The organism is Paraburkholderia sp. RL17-368-BIF-A (assembly GCF_046054045.1).
GTDB lineage: Bacteria > Pseudomonadota > Gammaproteobacteria > Burkholderiales > Burkholderiaceae > Paraburkholderia > Paraburkholderia graminis.
In genome coordinates this window covers 38,342-54,928 of sequence record NZ_JARESN010000027.1, presented here as the reverse complement: position 1 = coordinate 54,928, position 16,587 = coordinate 38,342, and the positions used below count along the sequence as shown (strand labels likewise).

Here is a 16,587-nt window from a genome sequence, read left to right as displayed (position 1 = left end):
GCATGGCGCGGCATAGCGCGCGCAGTACTAGCGGAGCGCCGCGATGCGCGCGCGAAAATGCTCGGTGCCGGCGACGATCTTGTCGAGGATCGCATCCAGCGCCCAGAACCGTTCGCGCACGTCGTAGTCGATCACGCGGCAGCGGATCGAGCCGAACGTGCCGATGCGCTGGTGGTACATCTTCGCAAGCGCGGGATAACCGAGCGATTCGCTGACGGCAGCCAGCACGAGGAACGTCGCGAGTTCTTCGGCGAGTGCGGGATCTTGCGCCGCGTCGTTGCGCAGCCATTTGTACAGGTCGGGATGGAAGTTCGTGAACACGCCGTTAAAGCCCGCCGAGCCGGCTTTCATCGCGTCCCACGCAATGGCCGCGTTGGCGTTGAGGATCTTCAGCGACGAGCCCTCTGCAAGTGCGACGCGGCGCTTGACCGTCGGCAGATCGCAGCTTACGTCTTTCAGCATGATGAAGCGACCGGTGTCGATGCAGAGCTTTAGTTCGTCATCCGAAAGAAGCCGTCGGTAGGGTGCGGGACATTCATAGAGACCGAGCGGCACGTCCGACGGAAGGCGCGCGAGCAGCCGCTCGAGATTCGCGGCGAATGCCTGCGTTCCTTCGCGAGCGGGGTCGAGTCTGTTGGTCACGAGCACGACGCCTTGCGCGCCCGTGGCCGCGGCTACGTAGAGTTCCTCGGCTTGCGCGTCGGGATCGTCGCTGATGTGGCCGGAAACCACGACAGGAATTCTGCCCGCGACTTTCTCGACGACGAAGCGCCCCAGCGCGCCGCGCTCGGCGAGCGTGAGGAACTGCATTTCGCTCGACTGCGCGACTGCAAAGAGCGCATCCGATCCGTTCGCGATGTACCACTCGATCAGACGTTCGAGGCCGGGGTAGTCGATTGCGCCGGAGTCGTCGAAGGGAGTCAGCATCACCGGGACGATGCCTTCAATTGACGAGGTAGTTTGCTGCGCGTTTGTCATGGTGTGATGCTCCTGAAGTGGGTTCGTGAGTCCGGCGCGCTCATGCCGGCGCCTGCATCGGTTCGTTGGCGGCGGGTTCGTCGGCGATGGGTTTGCGCACCAGCAGCAGGTAACTCATTGCGCCGATGAACGCGATGCCCGCGGCCGTCAATAGCGCGGGCACGAACGACCAGGTCTGCGCGATGTAGCCGGTGAAGATGGGCGCGAGTGCACCGCCGAGAAAGCCGCCGAAGTTCTGGATCGCGCCGAGCGAGCCGACGCGGTTCGGCGGCGCGGCCGCTGTCGCGAGCGCCCACGAACTGGCGGACGCCGCGTTGGCCAGAAAGATCACCACGGAGATGCACACAATCGCGAGCGTATTGCTCTGCACGAGCGCGGCCGGAATCGTGAACGCGACCATGCCGAGCATCGCGATGACCACGGAATTACGGCGGCTCGCGACCGGGCTCGCGCTGCGGCTCGTGATGAGATCGGAGAACCAGCCGGCCGTGAGCGAACCGAGAAAGCCGCAGAAAAACGGCACCGACGCGGCCACGCCGGTGTGCATCAGGCTCATGTGACGCGCCATCGTCAGATAGCCGGGCAGCCATGTCAGGTAGACCCAGTTCAGATAGACGGAGCCGAAGAAGCCGATCAGCATGCCCCACGTCGTGCCGTGCGAAAAGAGCGACCGCCATTCCGCGAACGTGACGGTCGGCTGCGACTTGCGGTCCGCTTCGTCGCCTTCCAGATAGAGGCGCTCGGCTTCGCTCATCGTCGCTTTCGCCGGGTCGCGATAGAGCGCGAACCAGACGGCCGCGACGATCAGCCCCACGACGCCGGTCACGATGAACGCCCAGCGCCAGTGAAAATTCACGACCAGCACCGAGAGGCAAAGCGGCGCGAGTGCGGTGCCGAGCGGCGACGCAGAATTGAAGATGCCGGTCGGCTTGCCGCGTGCGCGCAGCGGAAACCAGTTGCTGACCACGCGAGCCGCCGACGGAAACTGCGGCGCTTCGCCGATGCCGAGCACGATCCGCGCAAGCACGAACCAGCCGAAGGTGGACACGAAGCCGCCGGCCACCTGCGCGAGCGACCAGACGATCAGGCCGATGCCGAGCAGCTTGCGCGGTCCGATCCGGTCGACGAGTCCGCCGACTGGCAACTGAAACAGCGCATAACTCCACGAGAACGCCGAAAGCAGCAGGCCCATTTGCCCGAGCGTCAGGCCCATGTCGTGACGGATCAACGGATTGGCGACGGCGAGCGTCCCGCGGTCCAGATAGTTGACGATGCCGCTCACCATCAGCAGCGTGAGCGCCACGACCTGCGCGCGGCGGATGGTGGGCGGGGCCTGCTCGTGGCTCGGGGTTGCGCTCATGATCGTCGTCTCCGTTTCATGTTTGCGGTTTTGCTGGGCGACCGCGCCGATGCGATGCCGGGCGGGCGGATGTTGCGCGTCGTGGCGGGCGGCGCGCAGTGGTTCGGGGCCTTGGCGGCTTGTCTTGCTTTGCTGCTGCCGCAGTCGTTGCTGCGTTCGGGTGTTGTGTTAGCGCTTACATTGCGAGTCGTCGCGCGGCGTTTAAACGCGGTGGCGCCCGCATCTAAGGTGGATTCGTCGTGATGATAGCGCTTACATTTTGTGTCGCACTGGGCGTGTGTGCAAGTTGAAAAACGCGGTTGACGGGTAAACACCGACCTCGAGCGCTAATAGCAACAGTGGCAAGCGCGGCACGCACCTTGCTAAAGCTCGGCTCACAGATAGAAGTCAAATAACGAGAACCGCCATGCCACAAGACCACACCGCTACAGAGTTTTCACAGTCCCAGCCCGTGCTCGTCACGCCGTTGCACGGCGTCGTCGACGGTGCGCCGTCGCGTCAACTCAGCCTGCTGGCGTGCATCACGTTCTGCTTTGCGTGGCTGTTTGGGCTGGAGCCTTTTCTGACAGGCGCCGCCGATAATCCGACGACGTCCGGCGCGGATCGCCCTTAAAGGAATGTCGTCGCAGCAACGACGCGGGAAATTTCCGCTACGCGCAAGCGCAGTTTCTACATCGACGATCAAGGGCTTCGGCCCAAGCCGCTGAAGCGGCACACCGCGGGAATAGCCGTTGCGCGGCTCACGGTGGGAGATGTTCCCATCCGCAGGAGGCTGACCATGCAAACCGATCCCACCATCGACCCCATTGCCGACCCGTCGAACCAGCCGCTCGATGCGCCGGAAGAGCAGCCGCGTCCGTTGCCGGACACGCCGCCCGACACCGATCCGCTGGCGCCCGGCAGTTCCCCGGAGGACGAGGACGCGCTCGGGCTGCCCGAAGACGACTCCTAGATCACGGAGTCCAGCCGACGGAATTGGGGAAACTACTCGTGAAAAGGCGAACGGCCGTGCCGTTAATGTAGATGGAAGGCTGTTCGATGCATTGCCGTCCGCTTTCAGCACCGGGTTTGTCACGCGGCGGTCGGCGCCGCAGTTCACCTCCGGGCAACGCCCGTGCTGAAGGCTTCACTTATCATTCACTTATCAGCATCGAATAATGTGAGTGCGGCGTCATTCCGCAACCGCAATAAGCCGCCTAATGGGCGGCTCTTCATTTTCTGCGCGAGAACGGGATACGGTTTTAATAGGCAATCCACGCGAGAAGACAGTATTAATTCGATTTAGTTCCCCGAATTCGTAAATAAACCTAACCGCGCATTGCCCGCTGGCAATGCTGCTTAATTAATAAGCAAACTCCGCGAGCGGTTAATTGCCCGCCTGCTCCCCGTATTGCTTCGCGCGTATTACAACCTGTTGCATTTGCGCAACTTGAGTTATTGAAAAGTTGCAAATATTTTATGGCGAAGGCAGTCGGCCCGCCTGTCCCTTATTCCGGTTAATTCTCCAAAAACAATAACTTAGCGGAAACGGCCGTCCGATTATTGCGGATCGGGCAAGACCGTGTTGCGTGAATTGCGCGCGCCGCTATTAGGGTGACCCCCTACACTCACGCTTCGTTTCAAGGGTGCCCGGCCGTCCCAGAACGGGGCGGCGTCAAGGGCGGCGGCGCCTCCGTGCACCGCCGAGGCTGGTCCCGCTCCCCAACGAAAATTTATCGAACAGGAGTCCCACGCATGAAAAAGAGTCTCATCGTCGTTGCGGTTGCCGCATCGTTCGCATCCGTTGCTCACGCACAAAGCAGCGTTACCCTGTACGGCCTGCTGGACGCTGGCGTGACCTACACGAGCAACGTTGCTCACAACTCGAAGTGGGCAGCCGGCAGCGGCGGCATCGATCAGAGCCGTTTCGGTCTGCGCGGTTCGGAAGACCTGGGTGGCGGCCTGAAGGCAATCTTCACGTTGGAAAGCGGCTTTAACATCAACAACGGCCGTTTCGCTAACAACAACGGCATGTTCAACCGTCAGGCATTCGTCGGTCTGTCGAGCGCGCAATTCGGTTCGGTCACGCTGGGCCGTCAATACGACGCAGCGCAAGACTACCTGGCACCGCTGACCGCAACGGGCAGCTGGGGCGGCACGTACTTCGCGCACCCGTTCAACAACGACAACCTGAACACGAACGGCGGCTTTGCAGTCAACAACTCGGTCAAGTACTCGAGCGCTAACTACGCTGGCTTCACGTTCGGCGGCACGTACGGCTTCTCGAACCAGGCTGGCGCATTCGCAAACAACCGCGAATACAGCTTGGGCGCTGCTTACCAGTGGCAAGGTCTGCGTTTGGGCGCTGCTTACGCACAGCAGAACAACCCGGGCGCAACGAACGCAGCAGGCACGGCTAGCAACGGCGGCGCTTCGGACGGCGCGTTCGCAGGCTTGACGGGCAACTTCCGTCAGCGCGAATTCGGCGCGGCAGGTTCGTACTCGTTCGGCCCGGCAACTGTCGGTCTGGCATGGACGCAATCGCGTATCGACAACGTTGCAGGTGTTCAGCAATCGCTGCGCGCTAACAACTACGAAGTCAACGGCAAGTACAACCTGACCCCGGCTCTCGGCCTGGGCGTGGCGTACACGTTCACCGACGGCAAGGGCTATGGCGTTGCCGCAAACGGTGGCTCGACCTCGGTTCGTTACCACCAGATCGGCCTGCAGGCTGACTACTCGCTGTCGCGTCGTACGGACGTCTACGCTCAAGCCGTGTACCAGCACGCAATGGGCGACGGCGGTGTCGCTTCGATCTACAGCGGCGATATCACGCAAGCTCCGTCGTCGTCGAAGAACCAGACGGCTGCTACGGTCGGTCTGCGTCACCGCTTCTAAGCTTCACCAGAAGCTGCTTGTTGTACAAAAAGGTGCCGTTCGCGGCACCTTTTTTTATGCGTGCGAGAAACGTGTGGGCGTGCGTGTGTCGTCGGCAAAGATCAGCCGGCTTGCCCGACCCTGAACACTGCGACGGCCTCGCGCAGCCGCTCGGTCTGCTCGTCCAGCGAGCCTGCGGCGGCCGCGGCCTGCTCGACAAGCGCGGCGTTGCGCTGCGTGACGTCGTCCATCTGGCGAATCGCGAGGTTCACTTCGCCGATGCCGGAGCTTTGCTCCTTCGACGCCGCCGAAATTTCGTTCATGATCGCCGTGACGCGGCGCACCGCCTCGACGACCTCGCCGATCGTGCTGCCGGCCTTGCCGGCCAGCGTCGAACCTTCGCCGACCTGCTCGACGGACTGGTCGATCAACACCTTGATTTCCTTGGCCGCCGTCGCGCTGCGCTGCGCGAGATTGCGCACTTCGCCCGCGACTACCGCGAAACCGCGGCCTTCTTCGCCGGCGCGCGCGGCTTCGACCGCGGCGTTGAGCGCGAGGATGTTCGTCTGAAACGCAATGCCCTCGATCACGCTGATGATCTCGCCGATCTTGCGTGAACTATCGGTAATGCCGGCCATTTTCTCGACAACGTCGTTGACGACCTCGCCGCCGCGCGCGGCGATGCTCGACGCGTCCCTCGCGAGTTCGGACGCGGTCGCCGCGTTGTCCGCGTTCTGCGTGACGGTTTTGGTGAGTTCATCCATGCTGGCGGCGGTTTGCTGCAACGACGCCGCCTGTTCTTCGGTGCGGCTCGACAAATCCAGATTGCCCGCGGCGATTTCCTTCGAAGCAACCGTGATTGTCTCGGCCGAATTCTTGATGCGCGCGACGGTGGCCGCGAGCTGATCGCGCATTTCGCGCAGTGAGAAGAGGAGGCTGGAGGTATCGTCGCGACGCAAGTCGATAGGCGTCGCGAGGTCGCCGCGAGCGATGCGCATGGCGATCTCCGCCGCCGCGGACGGCTCGCCGCCGATCGAACGCGAGACATTGCGCACCACGCGCGACGCGACGAACGACACGAGCACGCCGAGTACGAGCAGCATGCCGCCCGAGCGCAGCAGCGTCTCGTAGAACTGCGCCTGAATGTCGTCCATATAGGCGCCGGCGATGAAGTCCCAGTTCCACGGCGCAAAGCGCTTCACGTAGCCGATCTTTTCGCTGGGTTTGGTCTCGCCGGGTTTCGGCCACCAGTAACGCAGGTAGCCCGAGCCGGCCGACGAGCCGCCCGCCGCGGCGATGTCGTGATAGAGCGCGGAGCCCTTTGCGTCGCGAAAGCCGCTCATGTCCTTGCCGTTGAGCTGCGGGCTCATCGGATGAGCGACCATTACGGAGTCGCTGCGTACGATCGTCACGTAGCCCGATTTGCCATAACGCTGTGCCGTCACGCGGGCAATGGCCTGCTGCTTCGCGTCGTCGACGGAAAGCTTGCCGGCGTCCGCCTGCTTCGCGTAGTCCGCGACGATCGACGCCGCCATGTCCGTGACGTCGGCAAGCGCCGAGCGACGCGCGTCCATTTGTGCGCTACGCGCTTCGAGCGCGTTGACGACGGTCACGATCAGCAGCGCTACCCAGCAAAGCAGCAGGGGCACCCACAACTTCTGTTTTAGTGTCAGACGGTTCATTTATCGGATTCGACAGTGCGTTGAGCGCGAAATAGGGAGCGCGGGCGAGGCCGCGCCATAGTTCGCATAACGGCTGTCGAAGCGGATTCTTTATCCGCGTGCCGATAAATTGGGCAGGAAAAGCGTGGCCGTTCTGGCCTGTGCTTTTGACGATAAGCGGCAATAGATCAGAGCTTCTGACTTCGCGCGCTTATCGTGGCGTCAACCGCGCGTATCGACCCACTCGCGTGCCCAACGTGCAGAATGCTCCAATGCCTGTTCTTCGTCGGCGAAGTAGTCGAGCGAATAGAACTGGTAGAGGCCATCCGCGCGCGCGCTGTCGGCGCGTTCGAGCAGCAGGTTGGACGAGAAGGTGCCATCGGGCAAACGATGCGCCGAAGGTTGGACGGCATAGCCGTTGTAATGATGAATATGTTTGTTTTGCATTTGTATTTTAATAATGTACGGGTGCGCGGCCGCCATGCGAACTGTCATTGAGTCGCGCGGACGAGCCGATTCAAAGCCATTGCGAGCCGAATCAGTACGCAGCCGGAAAGCTAAAAGGGCGTTGAAGCCGAAAGGGGAATGAGGTGCAACGAGGCGTTTGGCGCTCGGGCGAGTTGCCGACATAGCTGCAACTCTGAAGCGATCGCGCGCCAACTGTGGGAGACGAAGCTCCGCGAGGATGTCGCTGCAGCCCGATGTCCGTTGCCGGACACCGAGCCCTTCAAACTTTGCTTAGAGCGGCGTGATGTTGGCCGCTTGCAGACCCTTCGGGCCTTGCTTGGTTTCGAAGCTCACCTTCTGGTTTTCAGCGAGCGTCTTGAAGCCGTTGCCGCTGATTTCGGAGAAGTGCGCGAACAGGTCGTCGCCGCCCTTGTCCGGGGTGATGAAGCCAAAGCCTTTGCTGTCGTTGAACCACTTAACGGTACCGGTATCCATGAAGAATCCTTGAGGAAAGAAATAGAAAATATGCTCTTGCGAAAGAGCGGCTGAAGCGTCAAGGAGGGAGAGGACAACGAATACCGCTGAGGGAGCGAGACATTGATGAACAGCAATCGAACTTCTTGAACTTCGGATGCAACAGTAACCGCTGGGGCATACCGGCGTCAACACTTATCTTGTAACTATCGTTGGAGAGTTGTTCGCTCGCAGCCCGCCGCGGCCTGGCAATGCCGCCCTGATAGCCGTCCTGTTCCCGGCCAACGGCTTTTCGTCGATGCAAGCAAAGCCGTTGGTCCGCACAATGTCAGATGCCGACCTTGTGCGCGGTCACGATCAAACGTAAGCCGAGTGCTGCAACGGCGCTCGCGGCGATGCGATCGATCCACGCTTTCCACTGCAGATAGATTTCGCGCGGGCGCTTGCTCGAAAAGCACAAGGCGACGATCGTGTACCAGCCCGCTTCGATGGCGAAGATGGCGGGCGGCAACGCGAAATAACACCAGAGCGGCGGATGCTGCGGCAAAAGCGCCGCGAAAATACTGCCGTAATAAACCGCTGTCTTGGGATTGCTGAGTTGCGTGCTGAGACCGATCCAGAAAGATCGACGTGGATTGGTCGGCACGCTTTGCGTCGCGTCGAACGCAAGCGGTTTGGCCGCGCCGCGCCAGATCTTCGAGGCCAGATAAATGAGGTAAAGCCCGCCGGCCACTTTCAGGCCGATATAAAGCCATTCGACGGTCGCCAGCAACGTGTATAAGCCGAGCAGTGCAATGCCGCTAAAAAACACGCCGCCGATGCCCATGCCGAGCGCCGTTGCCAGACCGTCGCCGCGCGACAGACCAATCGCATTGCGCGCGACGATGACGAAACTCGGTCCCGGACTCATCGCGCCTAACAGCAGCGCGGCAAGAATAGTGAGGATGGCGGTTGAGGCAGGCATGGCGTGTCTCCTTTGCGTTTCCACTGAGTATGAACAGAGGATGTGCCGAAACATAGCACGGGCGTGAGCGTGCCGCTTCTGCTTTATTGAATCGGTTTCACATCGGCGATATTCACAATGCAATAAACAATAAGCGCCGCGCAATGCAAAGAAGTACACGCTGGCTGCAAGCAGAATTGTTTGAATGCTAGAATTGGTTTCATACGCTGAAGATGCTTCGGGACTCCGGGCAAGCGCGGTGCGATTCAAGCAGTAGCGGCGAATTCCCCTTAAATCCGAGACTTGCTGGGCATGATTTCCAGATGCGTTTCTTTGCGCATCGGGAGAGGCATTGCAAGCTCAATTGCACGCGGCTCATCTCAATCATGCGTGAATAGCGCATAGGCTTCGCGTTCTTTTAGCCAAGCCATTTTATTTCCATCACAAACATTATTAGCTGCAACCGGTCATGATGAAAGAGCGAGAAGAACAACAAAGGCTGTTCGACCTCGACGGGAATGCGCGTGAGCGCCTGATCGCGTGGATACGCCGGCGCATGGACGAATACGGCGTCACGATCGAAGCGCTCGGCGAGTCGATAGCCGCAGACGTCGCCGCGACGCGCGCGGTCATGTATCGCGACGCGTTCGGCAATACGTGGGACGGCCACGGCGACAAGCCCGACTGGCTCGCGCGCGCCATTTACGCCGGACAGAACATCGACCACTTTCGCTGCTAAGCGTTCGCGGTGCTGTCGCGGCATCCACGCCGCTTACGACGAACCGGCGTGCATATTTGCCGTTGATCGTGTGCGCGATCTCCCTTAACATCCCCGGGTCGTTGCCGGCCACGCGCTCCGCTGCAGTTCTTCATCACGGGCGCGCGCGGCACAGAACTGGAAGCTGCATGCCGTACCGTCGACCCACTCCTTCATCGTCATTCCCTGAATTCCGTTTTGCTGCGTGGCTCCGTTATGTCGCCGTGCTCGGCCTGTTGTGCCTGAACGTCGGCTGGACCTTCGGCGCGACTCACGAGCCTGTTCGGCATGCGTCGGTTCGCGTGAGCCGTCATATCTCGCCGCCCGCGCGGCATACGTCGAAGGCCAAAGCGCGAAGCGCCGGCAAAGCGAACAAGGTTGCCACGCGCAAGGCGCACAGGCGCAAGCATGTCACCGACGACGAGCGTTCCATGCACGCAAGCAAGCTCGCGCCGAAATCGCGCCGCCACGCCGCACGCATTGCGCGCGAGCCGCGCAATGGACGGCGTACTGCCGGAGTGACCGCGCATCGCAACCGGCAGCCTCGAGAACCCGCATCGCGCACATCGATGAATACCGCACATGGGGCCCATGCGGGGCTCCGCCTGTTGCCCCGCTGCGGATATACGCCAAAGTCCCGCGCATTGCTGCGCGCGCGTTCAGTCTTCGTGGTCGACGAACGAACGCAAACCGTGCTCACCGAAAAGCAGGCCGATCGCGTGATGCCGATCGCTTCGGTATCCAAACTAATGACGGCGGTCGTCGCGCTCGACACACGGCACGCACTCGATGCACCGCTGAACGTCACCGTCCAAGATCAGGATTTCGACAAGTTCACAGGTTCGCGTCTGAGCGTCGGCTCGGTTTTGTCGCGCCACGACATGCTGCACATTGCGCTGATGTCGTCGGAAAATCGCGCGGCTGCCGCGTTGAGCCGCGATTACGCCGGCGGCAGACCGGGCTTCGTGGCCGCGATGAACGCCAAGGCGCGCGCGCTCGGCATGCGTCATACGTCGTTTGTAAACGGCACGGGCTTGTCGCCGCATAACGTGTCGACGGCGCGCGACCTGGCTCGGCTCGTGGCGGCCGCCAGCCGCTATCCGCTGATTCGCGCGTATTCGACCGACCGCGACCAGTGGGTATTTCCTGGCGGTCCGCGCGCGCGTTTGAGTTATCACAACTCGAATGCGCTGGTGAGAAGCGGCGACCGGTCGATCGTATTGCAGAAAACCGGCTTCATTAACGAGGCGGGACACTGCGTTGTCGTGCGAATGATCGTGCACGGCAGGCCGATCGACATTGTCGTGCTCGGCGCGCCAGGTCCGCACGATCATATTGCGGACGTGATCAGAATCCGCCGCTGGCTGCGTTGCTCGTTGTGATGATCAAGCCTGCAGATCGAGCCTGCATTTTCAGCGGACGCAAAAAAAGCCCGCACTAAGGCGGGCTCAACTACTCGGAGTTTCGCGATCCAGTCGCTTGACGGATCGCTTTCAGTGTAGGCGAAAGCTATATGAAAGTGTAGGGATTCCGCGTCACAGGTCGAAAAAAACCGTTTCCTTGTCGCCCTGCATGTGGATGTCGAAGCGATACACGTTCGCCGTATTCGCGTCGCGCCGCGCGATCAGCGTATCGCGGCGATCGGCCGGAACCGCTGCCAGTACCGGATCGCGTTCATTGGCATTCGCTTCGTCCTCGAAATAAATGCGTGTGAACGTGTGCAGCAGCATGCCTCGCATCGTGACGATCACGTTCAGATGCGGAGCTTCGTCCGCACTCACGCGGCCGGGCTTGATCGTCTCCACGACAAAGCGCTTGTGCGGGTCCGTGCCCGTGCCGACGCGGGCAAAGCCGCGAAAACCCGTCTTCAGGATGTCCTCGCGCGATTCCGGATAGCGGCCGTCCGCGTCGACTTGCGACACTTCGAGCATCGCATCGCCGATCACGTTGCCGTCGCCGTCGAACACCTGGCCCACGATCGTGATGTGCTCGCCGGCCGCCTCGCGGTCCGCGAGAACGGGCGTGAACAGGCTCTTGAAGTCGAAATCGTATTGCTGCGGGCACAGGCCGTACGCGAAGTACGGTCCGACCGTCTGCGAGGGCGTTTGCTTGAGAGTGGTCATGGCTTAGCGCTCCATCGGAGTTTCGTTGCGGCCGCGCAGCACGATGTCGAAGTCGTAGCCGAGCGCGTACGACTCTTGCGTCGTGTCGAGCGAGAAGTTGGCTATCAGCCGGTCACGCGCATGCTCCGGCGTGCCCTGGAAGATCGGATCGAACGCCAGCAGCGGGTCGCCCGGAAAATACATTTGCGTGACGAGGCGCGAACCGAAATGCTCGCCGAACAGCGAGAAGTGGATGTGATTCGGGCGCCATGCATTCGGATGATTGCCCCACGGATACGCGCCGGGTTTGATCGTCAGAAAGCGATAACGGCCTTCGTTATCGGTGATGCAGCGGCCCGCGCCGAGAAAATTCGGATCGAGCGGCGCGTCGTGCTGATCGACCTTGTGCACGTAACGGCCCGCCGCGTTCGCCTGCCAGATTTCGACGAGCGTGTTGCGCACCGGCCGGCCGCCCTCGTCGAGCACACGGCCCGTCACGATGATACGTTCGCCAAGCGGCTCGCCATTACGCACGGCGTTGCGGGTCAGATCGTTGTCGAGCGCGCCGAGGTCTTCGGTGCCGTAGACGGGCACGCGCTGATCGCGCAGCTTTTCCTTCAACGGAATCAGCGGACGCGTGGGACCGCGTTTAACCGACGAACCGTAGCCGGGATAAATGTACTCGGGATGCGACGCGAAATCGCGCGCGCTGAGAAAGGAATCGTCCATCGATGTCTCCTTCGGCAATTGTGGGATAGAGCTTATAAGGCCACTTTATCCAAACTGTCCGGTTATGAAAAATGACGTTTTGGCGTTTTTCGTATAACCTGCCGCTATGCAACGCAGCCTCGCGGACAGTCGCGTCAAATTCCGTCATCTTCAATGCTTTCTGGCCGTGGCCCAGTTCGGCAGCGTCCAGCGGGCGGCTGACAGCCTGTCGATCACCCAGCCCGCCGTCTCCAAGACGGTCGCGGAACTCGAAGCCATTCTCGGCGTGAAACTGTTCGAACGCGGCCGTCACGGCGCCGTGCCGACGCGCGAAGGGCAACTCTTCATGCCGCACGCGAGCGCCTGCGTCAGCGCATTGCGGCAAGGCGTCGATCTGCTTTCGCGCGCCGAAGGCGCCGCCGCGGCCACGCTCGAAGTGGGAATTCTGCCGACCGTCGCCGCCGCGCTGATGCCGCCTGTCCTTAAGCGGTTTGCGTCGCTCTGGCCGCGCGTGATCGTGCGTCTGGCAACCGGCGCGAACCCGGAATTGCTCGAGCGTCTGAAAGCGGGCACGATTGAATTCGCAGTCGGCCGGCTCGCCGATCCCGAGCGCATGGTCGGCCTCAGCTTCGAGCAGTTGTTCAGCGAACCGCTGATCGCCGTCGTGCGGGCGGGGCATCCGCTCGGCGACACGCCGGGGTTGCCGTCCGCCGCATTGCAGGATTTCCCGGTGGTGTTGCCGCCGTTCGGCACGCTGATCCGGCAGTCGGCGGACAGTCTGCTGAGCGCATGGGGCGTGCTGCCGTTGTCAGCGTTTGTCGAAGTGTTGTCGGTGTCGACGGGGCGTGCATTGACGCTCGAGAACGACGCCGTCTGGTTCGTGCCGCTGAGTGCAGTGGAGTACGAGTTGGCGCACGGCATGTTCGTGCGTTTGCCGTTGCCGTTTGCGGGCACCGACGAGCCTGTCGGTCTGATCCGGCGCTCGGACACGCAGCCTTCGCCGGTGGGGCGTGCGTTTATCGACGCGGTGCGAGAGGTCGCGCAATCGAGGATGGCTGCGAGCGGTGGCAAACCGGCGAGCAAGCCTGTGCGCAAGCGGATGCGCCGCACGGCGGCGAAGTAACAGAGTTGGCGTTTCAGGCTCATTGCGCTCACCGGAGCACCGGATATTCGAGCGCCCGACTCACGGTGTTTGTGAACCATCCAGTACAAATTCAAGTTGCGAACCAGGCGCGAGCCGGTGTAAAAACACGGTGCGAAAGCCGTCGACAACCGCGCGCGGTTGCGTCACGCGCAGGCAGTGTCACACTGCGAGTTCAGCAAAAGCTTGCACAGAAAACAGCGTCGAAACACAGTACAAGGAGATTGCCATGCCCAGCGACTTGCCCACTCCAGAGGCCGCGCTTCGCGCTGTGTCGGCGCCTGAGCACAATCCGCTCGGCACGGCCGGGATCGAATTCGTGGAGTTCGCCTCGCGCGATCCGCAGGCGCTCGGCGACACGTTCGTCAGACTCGGCTTCAAGGCGATTGCGCGCCACATCAGCAAGGACGTCACGCTATACCGGCAGGGCGAAATGAATTTCCTGATCAACGCGGAGCCGGATTCGTTCGCCGCGCGCTACGCCGAAGAGTACGGCGCCGGCATTTGCGCAATCGGCATTCGCGTGGCCGATGCGCAGCGCGCTTTCGACCGCGCAATCGAACTCGGCGCGTGGGCGTTCGAAGGCGAGCGAATCGGCGCAGGCGAGTTGCTGATTCCGGCCATTCAGGGCATTGGCGATTCACACATTTACTTTGTCGACCGTTGGCGCGGACGCGGCGGCCAGCGCGGCGGGCTTGGCGATATTTCGATCTTCGACATCGACTTCCGTCCGATCCAGATCGACACCGCGCAGGCGGATCTGAGCCATGCGGGCACCGGCCTCGTCGCAGTGGATCACTTGACGCAAACGGTCGGCGAAGGCCGCATGCAGGAGTGGCTCGACTTCTATCGCGATCTGCTCAATTTCCGCGAGATTCACGAGCTGCATGCGAACTGGCATGTGTCGGCGGAATCGCGTGTGATGGTGTCGCCGTGCGGCGCGATCCGCATTCCGCTTTACGAGGAAGGCACGCGCCGTACGAACCTGATGCACGAATACTTGCCGGATCATCCGGGCGAGGGCGTGCAGCACATTGCACTTGCAACCGACGACATCTTCGCTTGCGTCGAGCAGTTGCTTGCCAACGGTGTGCAATTTGTCGAGCCGCCGCCGCGCTATTACGAGCAACTGGACGCGCGTTTGCCGGGACATGGACTCGACGTCGAGCGCCTGAAGCGCACGCATGTTCTCGTGGATGGAGAGATTGGCGCGGACGGTATACCGCTACTGTTTTTCCAGACTTTCGTGCGCCGCGGACCCGGCGAGATTTTCTTCGAGATCGTTCAGCGCAAGGGACATCATGGTTTCGGCGAAGGCAATCTCAGTGCGCTCGCACAGGCGCGAGGACAAGCGAACGCTTGAGACGTCGCGCTATTTCCGGGGCGATTCGTCTATTGCGGGTGCTTGCGGAATGTCGGCGCTTGTCGCCATCCATAATACTTCGGCATCCTCTTCACTCGTCGACACTGCGGCGTGGCCGGTGCGGCTGTCGAAGTAGAGACTGTCGCCGGCGTTCAGATGCGTCGGCGCATACAACTCGGAATAGAGGCACACGCTGCCGCTAATCACGTAGAGAAACTCTTCGCCTTCGTGGCGGCCCCAGTCGTCGAACGCATCGAGCGTGTGCGCCGAAATGCGGATGCGAAACGGCAGCATGGCTTTGTGCGCGAGATCGGTCGCGAGCAATTCCATTTGATAGCCGCGATATGCGTGGCGCTGTCCTTCGCCTTTGCGCGTGAGTGCGCGACGCCCATTTGCGCTGATCTTCGGCGCAGAGCCAAACAATTCGCCGATTTCGATCTTCAGTCCAAGGACGATTTTTTGCAGCACGTCGAAAGTCGGGGACATGAGGCCGTTTTCGACTTTCGAGAGCGTCGAGCGTGAGACGCCGCACAGGCGGCTCGCGGTTTCGAGCGTCAGGTCTTGCGACTGACGGGCGGCGCGTACGCGACGGCCCAGATCGGTCGTCAAGGGTTCGGCGGGCTTCGTGATGTGCGTGTCCATGAGTTGCTGCTTTGTTTGCGACTGAAGGGCGATTGTATTGCGTGTTTCCGATCATAACATTCGCCGTGGCTGAGCATGCCGACGCGGCGCTCGTCGCAAACCGGCGACGGCGCTGGTGCTTACTCGTTGCCTTTCTGATTGGAAACGCGCAGGCGAAAGATTGAGTCGCCGCGCGCGAATGAGTTGTCGCGACGAGCGTGCGCGCCCGCGTCTGATTGGATCAAAAAGCAACCGTCGCGGTTGCCATAAAACTCGCCGTACTGCGCAAGCGGGTGCTTTCCGTTTATCTTCGTGTCGTAGGTGACGATGGGACCCATCGCGAGATGTCGATCGCGTGCCGTCAGACGAAGCGATTCTTTTTCGCGCTCTTCTTTCTTGCCGCGGGCTCGACGCCGACACGCGAGTCGCGCCTTCCGACTACTTCAACCACCGCGCCCGCTAGCGCTTCGAACTCTTCATGCGTCTGCGACAAATAAAGCCACTTGCCGAGTACAGGATGCGGCGCCAACTCAGGGAACTCGCGAATAAGATCTGCGTGTCGATCGCGCGATGTACATACCAGCAACCCATTCCACGGCTCTTCGCCATTGCCGACCGAGAGACAAAGCAAGCCATCGACATAAGCTGCTTCAAAGCCGAATAAGCGCTTCCTCATGAAACCGGGATCGTCCTCGATAGGCTCGAACACCCACAGCAATGAATTCTTGACGGTTGATCCCATGACCGCTCCTCCTTTCGAGCGGTCATCTTAAAGCGAATCTGTGCGATGTCGTATCTACGGAAAAGCGGTTGTCACTGAGCCGGCGCGGCCGCTCCTGTTTGCGACGATCCTGTTGCCGTCGATCCGTAACCCGTCGTGTCGCTCTGAGCCATTGCATTCTGTGCGGCAACGCGAGCCTCGGCCGCTTGGATATCGGCGGGATAATTGGCATCCACTGCAGCCGCCGGGTTATAACCGGCCTGTTCGATCTGCTTTAACTGAGCCTTCACTTCCGCGCGCGTGAGCGGCTGTTCCGATTGTGCAAACGATGCGACTGGCGCGGCCAGCGCAACAGCAAGAGTCACTGCCTTGATCAGCGTGTTCATGATGCTTCCCTCCGGGAATGGTGTCGTCCGATGCCGCTGTGGATCGTCGGCACCATGCGCGGATTGTAG

General features: G+C 61.3%; 20 protein-coding genes. 8 read left to right on the top strand and 12 right to left on the bottom strand.

All coding sequences use genetic code 11. From position 1 onward, the window contains the following. Positions 1-27: 27 nt before the first annotated feature. Entirely contained in the window at positions 28-978 is a 951-nt protein-coding gene (locus P0D87_RS29930; RefSeq protein ID WP_408637103.1) for a dihydrodipicolinate synthase family protein, read from the bottom strand. A gap of 40 nt (positions 979-1,018) precedes the next feature. Beyond that, positions 1,019-2,338: an MFS transporter gene (locus tag P0D87_RS29925; protein WP_053859647.1), complete on the bottom strand. Its 1,320-nt coding sequence runs from the start codon at positions 2,336-2,338 to the stop codon at positions 1,019-1,021. An 18-nt stretch (positions 2,339-2,356) separates the two neighbouring features. On the opposite strand from P0D87_RS29925, the gene P0D87_RS29920 reads away from it, so the two are divergent. The 4 genes from P0D87_RS29920 to P0D87_RS29905 all read left to right on the top strand — a co-directional run bounded on the left by P0D87_RS29920 (position 2,357) and on the right by P0D87_RS29905 (position 5,215). Beyond that, on the top strand, positions 2,357-2,581 hold the full coding sequence (locus P0D87_RS29920) for a hypothetical protein (RefSeq protein WP_408637102.1): 225 nt from the start codon (positions 2,357-2,359) through the stop codon (positions 2,579-2,581). A 163-nt stretch (positions 2,582-2,744) separates the two neighbouring features. Next, positions 2,745-2,951 carry a hypothetical protein gene (locus P0D87_RS29915; protein WP_053859645.1) on the top strand — a complete coding sequence of 69 codons (207 nt, stop codon included), beginning with the start codon at positions 2,745-2,747 and terminating at the stop codon, positions 2,949-2,951. 165 nt (positions 2,952-3,116) lie between these two features. Next, on the top strand, positions 3,117-3,290 hold the full coding sequence (locus tag P0D87_RS29910; protein ID WP_006047699.1) for a hypothetical protein: 174 nt from the start codon (positions 3,117-3,119) through the stop codon (positions 3,288-3,290). Between the two features lie 782 nt (positions 3,291-4,072). Next, on the top strand, positions 4,073-5,215 hold the full coding sequence (locus P0D87_RS29905; RefSeq protein ID WP_006047700.1) for a porin: 1,143 nt from the start codon (positions 4,073-4,075) through the stop codon (positions 5,213-5,215). Between the two features lie 101 nt (positions 5,216-5,316). Here the strand turns inward: P0D87_RS29905 and P0D87_RS29900 are convergent, their stop codons facing one another. The 4 genes from P0D87_RS29900 to P0D87_RS29885 form a co-directional block, all read right to left on the bottom strand. Then, on the bottom strand, positions 5,317-6,876 hold the full coding sequence (locus tag P0D87_RS29900) for a methyl-accepting chemotaxis protein (protein WP_053859644.1): 1,560 nt from the start codon (positions 6,874-6,876) through the stop codon (positions 5,317-5,319). A gap of 201 nt (positions 6,877-7,077) precedes the next feature. Continuing rightward, entirely contained in the window at positions 7,078-7,302 is a 225-nt protein-coding gene (locus P0D87_RS29895; protein WP_029971551.1) for a hypothetical protein, read from the bottom strand. A 291-nt stretch (positions 7,303-7,593) separates the two neighbouring features. After that, a complete protein-coding gene (locus tag P0D87_RS29890; protein ID WP_006047703.1) occupies positions 7,594-7,797 on the bottom strand; it encodes a cold-shock protein in 204 nt (67 codons plus the stop codon). A 307-nt stretch (positions 7,798-8,104) separates the two neighbouring features. After that, the gene (locus P0D87_RS29885) at positions 8,105-8,740 is read right to left on the bottom strand and encodes a LysE family translocator (RefSeq protein ID WP_006047704.1); all 636 of its coding nucleotides are present in this window, start codon (positions 8,738-8,740) and stop codon (positions 8,105-8,107) included. Positions 8,741-9,191: 451 nt separating this feature from the next. On the opposite strand from P0D87_RS29885, the gene P0D87_RS29880 reads away from it, so the two are divergent. Next, positions 9,192-9,458: an H-NS histone family protein gene (locus P0D87_RS29880; protein ID WP_053860776.1), complete on the top strand. Its 267-nt coding sequence runs from the start codon at positions 9,192-9,194 to the stop codon at positions 9,456-9,458. Positions 9,459-9,625: 167 nt separating this feature from the next. After that, entirely contained in the window at positions 9,626-10,858 is a 1,233-nt protein-coding gene (locus tag P0D87_RS29875; RefSeq protein WP_053859643.1) for a serine hydrolase, read from the top strand. 153 nt (positions 10,859-11,011) lie between these two features. On the opposite strand, the gene pcaG is transcribed toward P0D87_RS29875, so the two are convergent. Further along, the gene (gene pcaG / locus P0D87_RS29870) at positions 11,012-11,599 is read right to left on the bottom strand and encodes a protocatechuate 3,4-dioxygenase subunit alpha (protein ID WP_053859642.1); all 588 of its coding nucleotides are present in this window, start codon (positions 11,597-11,599) and stop codon (positions 11,012-11,014) included. Positions 11,600-11,602: 3 nt separating this feature from the next. Then, positions 11,603-12,307: a protocatechuate 3,4-dioxygenase subunit beta gene (pcaH, locus tag P0D87_RS29865; RefSeq protein WP_006047708.1), complete on the bottom strand. Its 705-nt coding sequence runs from the start codon at positions 12,305-12,307 to the stop codon at positions 11,603-11,605. 106 nt (positions 12,308-12,413) lie between these two features. On the opposite strand from pcaH, the gene pcaQ reads away from it, so the two are divergent. Both pcaQ and P0D87_RS29855 read left to right on the top strand, forming a co-directional pair. Further along, positions 12,414-13,409, top strand: coding sequence for a pca operon transcription factor PcaQ (pcaQ, locus tag P0D87_RS29860; RefSeq protein WP_053859641.1), 996 nt, complete (start codon positions 12,414-12,416; stop codon positions 13,407-13,409). Positions 13,410-13,656: 247 nt separating this feature from the next. After that, positions 13,657-14,790 carry a 4-hydroxyphenylpyruvate dioxygenase family protein gene (locus P0D87_RS29855; protein ID WP_053859640.1) on the top strand — a complete coding sequence of 378 codons (1,134 nt, stop codon included), beginning with the start codon at positions 13,657-13,659 and terminating at the stop codon, positions 14,788-14,790. A gap of 9 nt (positions 14,791-14,799) precedes the next feature. Here the strand turns inward: P0D87_RS29855 and P0D87_RS29850 are convergent, their stop codons facing one another. The 4 genes from P0D87_RS29850 to P0D87_RS29835 form a co-directional block, all read right to left on the bottom strand. Next, entirely contained in the window at positions 14,800-15,432 is a 633-nt protein-coding gene (locus P0D87_RS29850; protein ID WP_029971560.1) for a helix-turn-helix domain-containing protein, read from the bottom strand. A 119-nt stretch (positions 15,433-15,551) separates the two neighbouring features. Then, entirely contained in the window at positions 15,552-15,749 is a 198-nt protein-coding gene (locus P0D87_RS29845; protein WP_006047712.1) for a hypothetical protein, read from the bottom strand. Positions 15,750-15,772: 23 nt separating this feature from the next. Further along, positions 15,773-16,153 (bottom strand): hypothetical protein, encoded by a 381-nt coding sequence (locus tag P0D87_RS29840; protein ID WP_006047713.1) that lies wholly within the window; start codon positions 16,151-16,153, stop codon positions 15,773-15,775. A gap of 71 nt (positions 16,154-16,224) precedes the next feature. After that, positions 16,225-16,518, bottom strand: coding sequence for a DUF4148 domain-containing protein (locus tag P0D87_RS29835; protein ID WP_053859639.1), 294 nt, complete (start codon positions 16,516-16,518; stop codon positions 16,225-16,227). Positions 16,519-16,587 lie beyond the last annotated feature (69 nt).

Coding starts and splice junctions, on each gene's coding strand:
- pcaG (WP_053859642.1), bottom strand. CDS start 11,599: ATGACCACTCTCAAGCAAACGCCCTCGCAGACGGTCGGACCGTACTTC.
- P0D87_RS29915 (WP_053859645.1), top strand. CDS start 2,745: ATGCCACAAGACCACACCGCTACAGAGTTTTCACAGTCCCAGCCCGTG.
- P0D87_RS29900 (WP_053859644.1), bottom strand. CDS start 6,876: ATGAACCGTCTGACACTAAAACAGAAGTTGTGGGTGCCCCTGCTGCTT.
- P0D87_RS29905 (WP_006047700.1), top strand. CDS start 4,073: ATGAAAAAGAGTCTCATCGTCGTTGCGGTTGCCGCATCGTTCGCATCC.
- P0D87_RS29930 (WP_408637103.1), bottom strand. CDS start 978: ATGACAAACGCGCAGCAAACTACCTCGTCAATTGAAGGCATCGTCCCG.
- P0D87_RS29880 (WP_053860776.1), top strand. CDS start 9,192: ATGAAAGAGCGAGAAGAACAACAAAGGCTGTTCGACCTCGACGGGAAT.
- P0D87_RS29835 (WP_053859639.1), bottom strand. CDS start 16,518: ATGAACACGCTGATCAAGGCAGTGACTCTTGCTGTTGCGCTGGCCGCG.
- pcaH (WP_006047708.1), bottom strand. CDS start 12,307: ATGGACGATTCCTTTCTCAGCGCGCGCGATTTCGCGTCGCATCCCGAG.
- P0D87_RS29925 (WP_053859647.1), bottom strand. CDS start 2,338: ATGAGCGCAACCCCGAGCCACGAGCAGGCCCCGCCCACCATCCGCCGC.
- P0D87_RS29890 (WP_006047703.1), bottom strand. CDS start 7,797: ATGGATACCGGTACCGTTAAGTGGTTCAACGACAGCAAAGGCTTTGGC.
- P0D87_RS29885 (WP_006047704.1), bottom strand. CDS start 8,740: ATGCCTGCCTCAACCGCCATCCTCACTATTCTTGCCGCGCTGCTGTTA.
- P0D87_RS29875 (WP_053859643.1), top strand. CDS start 9,626: ATGCCGTACCGTCGACCCACTCCTTCATCGTCATTCCCTGAATTCCGT.
- P0D87_RS29920 (WP_408637102.1), top strand. CDS start 2,357: ATGTTTGCGGTTTTGCTGGGCGACCGCGCCGATGCGATGCCGGGCGGG.
- P0D87_RS29845 (WP_006047712.1), bottom strand. CDS start 15,749: ATGGGTCCCATCGTCACCTACGACACGAAGATAAACGGAAAGCACCCG.
- P0D87_RS29850 (WP_029971560.1), bottom strand. CDS start 15,432: ATGGACACGCACATCACGAAGCCCGCCGAACCCTTGACGACCGATCTG.
- P0D87_RS29895 (WP_029971551.1), bottom strand. CDS start 7,302: ATGCAAAACAAACATATTCATCATTACAACGGCTATGCCGTCCAACCT.
- P0D87_RS29840 (WP_006047713.1), bottom strand. CDS start 16,153: ATGGGATCAACCGTCAAGAATTCATTGCTGTGGGTGTTCGAGCCTATC.
- pcaQ (WP_053859641.1), top strand. CDS start 12,414: ATGCAACGCAGCCTCGCGGACAGTCGCGTCAAATTCCGTCATCTTCAA.
- P0D87_RS29910 (WP_006047699.1), top strand. CDS start 3,117: ATGCAAACCGATCCCACCATCGACCCCATTGCCGACCCGTCGAACCAG.
- P0D87_RS29855 (WP_053859640.1), top strand. CDS start 13,657: ATGCCCAGCGACTTGCCCACTCCAGAGGCCGCGCTTCGCGCTGTGTCG.